A 1988-nucleotide genomic window follows, 5' to 3' on the forward strand; every position below is an offset into this window, starting at 1 on the left:
CGCAACCTCGGAAAGTGGTGGCGGGAAACGCAATTCCAGGCCTATGAGGGCATTTCGATGCCGCACTTCCCTAACTTCTTGTCGATGGCCAGCCCGTATGCGTGGGTGGGATTGTCGTGGTTCAACACGGTGGAATACCAGATGCGCCATATGGATCGGCTTTTCGGCGAAGTCCAACGCCGCGGTGCGCGGACCTTCGAGGTCACGGAAGAGGCCAACGCCCGCTTCCTGGCCCGGATGATCAAGCTGCTGGAAGACTCGGCGTTTGAGCTCGGCAGCTGCGTGAATTCGCGGTCGTATTGGTTCCGCAACCACACCGGCAAGGGTGAAGCCCCGCTGTTCCGGCCGACGTCGGTGCGCAGCGCCGTCAAGGAGCAGGAGCGATTCCCGTTGTCGGACTACGCGATAGCCTGACGTCACTCAGTCTTTGATAAAGCTGTACATCCGGTACTCGGCCGTCCGGTTTTCGAAGCGGCGGTAGATTCCGGTACCTGGCACACCGGCGAAACGGCGCCCGAACGGCCGCATGAACGCCGGCAGCCGGCCGCCGACCAGCTCAAGTGAACGTTGCGAGTTCTTGTCGAGCGAGCGAACTACGCAATCGTTGATGACTCGTGCCGAAACTTGGCGCAAAGGCATTTCGGCTAGCGCTGCGTCCCACCCGGAAAACTCGTTGTCGCCGCGGAAATCGGTGTACAGAAAGTGCCCGCCAGGGCGTAGGACGCGCGCGGCTTCGGCGAGGAAACGAGAGAGCTGTGGGTAGGCGTGCGAGGCCTCGACATTGATTACCGCGTCGAAGGATTCGTCGCCGAACGGCAGCTCCTCGGCATTGCCTTGCACAAAGTCCAGCCCGGGCAGGTTGTGCGTCTTCTTGCAGTAGGCGACACCGTCCGGATTGTAGTCCAGCCCCGTGTAGGAGGCCGGGTGCAATGTGCGGGTGAGGTAGGACGCTCCACCGCCGTGGCCGCAACTGACTTCCAGCACCTTTTTGCCTTCGAGATCGGCTTGGGTTGCCACGGCATGGTAGAGCTGGATGTTGTAGCGATTGGGTTCGTCGGCCCCGTCCAGCGGCACGCCCATTGGCGGGTCCTCCTCATATCCGAAGTTGAGGAAGGTGACCCCTTGCGCATCGAGTCGGCGGGTCAAAAAGGGATACCAGACTTTAGTCATGAAGTCTTTGAACAGCCTGACGCCGACGTCGGCGATACGTTCTGTAGCAGTCATGGGCATGCCAGGCAGTATGCCAGGGAGGGTTCGGCAGCGGGTTGCGACGTCAGCACAGCGATTTCCGCGCGTTCAGTTGCCCGAGTTGCCCACCGACATCGGGGCATGATCACGCGGCGTCGCGGCCTTTCGGCGGTGGACCACCGCGCGGCCGCCGCGCGACGGCATGATTGCCACACCCCGGTAGCGGCGTCGCTCGCCTCGTGCATCGGTCGGCTCGAACCGAAATTCGCGAAGCAGGGTGCGCAATGCGATGTCCATCTCCATGTGCGCGTACGACGCGCCGGGGCAACGGTTTACGCCCCCGCCGAACGGCATCCACCGAAATGGCTTCGGGTTGATGTTGAGGAATCGGTCCGGATTGAACCTATCCGGGTCGGGGAAGTTGACGGCTGACTCGTGGGCAAGCTGGAAGTTGACCGTCACATGGATGCCCTCGGGAAGGACCCAGTCTCCCAACCGAATTCGTGTCTTCGTACGCCGAAAGGAAGCCTCGATACTGGGCCGGATGCGCTGCGCCTCGTAGATCGTCGCTACTCGCAAGGCCGATCCGCCGGCGTCCGTTTCTTCGACAAGGCGCTCCAATACCTGTGGGTGCCGGCGCAATTGCTCCAGTATCCAGGCCATCTGGTTCGCGGTCGTCTCATGACCGGCACCCACCAACGTCAGCAGCTCGTTGGCGATGTGCCGATCGGGGATTGGCTCGCCGTTGTCGTCGCGGACTCGTAGCAGCACCGCGAGCACATCTTTGCGCTCCGCTAATG

At 62.1% G+C, this 1988-nt stretch carries 2 protein-coding genes and 1 pseudogene; 1 reads left to right on the forward strand and 2 read right to left on the reverse strand.

Annotation, left to right across the window (positions count from 1 at the left end; all coding sequences use genetic code 11):
* Positions 1-414, forward strand: a pseudogene (locus WBF82_RS01505) (NAD(P)/FAD-dependent oxidoreductase); the annotation flags it as partial.
* 6 nt (positions 415-420) lie between these two features.
* Here the strand turns inward: WBF82_RS01505 and WBF82_RS01510 are convergent.
* Together WBF82_RS01510 and WBF82_RS01515 are read right to left on the reverse strand one after the other, a co-directional pair.
* Entirely contained in the window at positions 421-1224 is an 804-nt protein-coding gene (locus WBF82_RS01510; protein ID WP_424381339.1) for a phthiotriol/phenolphthiotriol dimycocerosates methyltransferase, read from the reverse strand.
* Between the two features lie 72 nt (positions 1225-1296).
* Positions 1297-1988, reverse strand: a 692-nt coding sequence (locus WBF82_RS01515; RefSeq protein WP_424381340.1) for a cytochrome P450, incomplete at its 5' end; no start/stop codon positions are given.

Origin of the sequence: Mycobacterium sp. (genome assembly GCF_049673265.1) — a bacterium.
In the GTDB taxonomy this organism is placed as follows: Bacteria; Actinomycetota; Actinomycetes; order Mycobacteriales; family Mycobacteriaceae; genus Mycobacterium.